Annotated in this window: 2 protein-coding genes; both read left to right on the forward strand. The window is 52.3% G+C overall.

Annotated elements, in window-relative coordinates:
• A partial coding sequence (locus tag AMS66_RS19905) for an alpha/beta hydrolase family protein (protein WP_082350802.1) occupies positions 1-1351 on the forward strand: 1351 nt, incomplete at its 5' end.
• A gap of 97 nt (positions 1352-1448) precedes the next feature.
• Positions 1449-1583 carry a hypothetical protein gene (locus tag AMS66_RS34420; RefSeq protein ID WP_269084566.1) on the forward strand — a complete coding sequence of 45 codons (135 nt, stop codon included), beginning with the start codon at positions 1449-1451 and terminating at the stop codon, positions 1581-1583.
• Positions 1584-1851 lie beyond the last annotated feature (268 nt).

Genomic DNA, 1851 nt, shown 5'->3' on the forward strand with positions numbered 1-1851 from the left:
TGGGCAACAAAAGCCGCGACAGTTATTGTGGGGAGGATTGGCCGTCTCGGCAGTTCTTCTCGTTGTGCAGGGCTGGGTTGAGGGATGGCGCTGGCCCCTGATTCCTGCTTATGCATTGACGCTGGCTCCTTTATGGGCGCTGGTGTTGGACTTTCGGCGGCGTGCCCGAGCCGGGCAAGGGGGCATTCAAAGGCGCGGCGTACGTAGAATTGCAGCGTTGTTATCCGCCTTTTTCTACGGGACGGTAACCGTTGCTGCGCCGTTGCTGTTCCCGGTGTTTACATTCGATGAACCGTTAGGCCCGTATGGGATTGGCACAGTCGCTTATCAATGGATTGACAACACCCGCGAGGAAACGTCCACTTTGGCGGCAGCCGGGGCCAAGCGGGAACTGAAAGTACAGATCTGGTATCCGGCCAGCAAGGACGCCAAGGGAACCCGAGCGCCGTATGTGCCCAATTCCAAAGTGTATACCGAGGCATTTCAGCAGGAGTCTGGTCTGCCGAAGTTGTTTTTGACGAGCCTTGGACAAGCCCGTACGCATGCGATTGAACAAGCGGTGTTGTCCGATGCGGAAGCGGCGTATCCGGTAATTATTTTTTCACACGGGTCTGGCGGATTCGAGGGCCAGAACATGTTCCAGGTCGAGCAGTTGGTGAGCCATGGCTACATTGTTGCGGGAATCAATCATACTTACGACAGTATGGCTTCGATATTTCCGGATGGGCGGGTTGCGTTGTACGATTCGGTGAAAAATACAGAATCGGAGATAGAGCCACTTGAAAAATCGGACAGGATGAATGAGGTTTGGGTGAACGATGTGCGGTTTGTGCTGAATCAACTTGAACAGCTTTCTGCCGCTGACCCGGATCGGCGGTTTACGGGACGAATGGACATGAAACGGCTCGGCATGTTCGGACACTCGCTCGGCGGGGCGACTACGGTTCAGATGCTGCTAAGTGATCCGCGGGTTCGGGCAGGCATCAATATGGACGGAGCCTTGTACGGTGAACGCCGCATTCCGGCGGCAGGCATAAACAAGCCGTTCCTGATGATCAGTGCGGACGAGGAGGAAGAGTTGGCGGAAGAGTTAGATGCTCGGTATGCGCCGGTAAAGGCTGGCGGGAATTACTGGCTGAAGCTGCACAACACGCTTCATATGAGCTTCTCCGATTTCTTTTTGATCTCTCCAATTATAGAGTGGACGCAAGGAGTGAACGCGCGCGGGACACATCGGCTCGTCAACGATTTTACGCTTGATTTCTTCAATTATTATCTGAAAGGGCAGCCTTTGCAGATATTGAACAATGCTGTTGGCACGGATGATGATTATATTCTGGAAAAGGGATAAGCTTCTATCAAGTGTGAACGTCGCCTGAAGAACAGACGGAGGCTGGAGGGAGGGGGAAATACCCGGAAGCATCAGAGGCACCCACCGTGGCCTCTGCTTGCTTTCTGGACTCCTCCTGATCATCCGGATGAAGGATGCTGGCGGCATGTTTATTGAACGAATGCTAATGATTCATTATGTGAAAGACAAGTGGATGGTTGAAGCAATTTACCATACCCCTGTCACACCGTAAATTACGGTATGCTGCCTATCTCGAAGGAGCTTAAGGTTTCCGGAACGATCTACGATGGAATAAGGTAATGTCGCGAAACAGGAGCGTCCGACATCACTAACGGCAAAATCTGCAACCAACGGTAGAAACAGCAGAAAGTTTCTTACATGGAGACGCCGACAGGCTATTTTCTGCAATTCGATCCAAATGACAATGGCGAGTACAGAAGTTCTCCGACTGCTTCTTTAGTCGAAGCCAGTCGATCGGCTGGCTTTTCTCTTGGGAACAT

This window comes from Paenibacillus xylanivorans (genome assembly GCF_001280595.1).
GTDB classification, from domain to species: domain Bacteria; phylum Bacillota; class Bacilli; order Paenibacillales; family Paenibacillaceae; genus Paenibacillus; species Paenibacillus xylanivorans.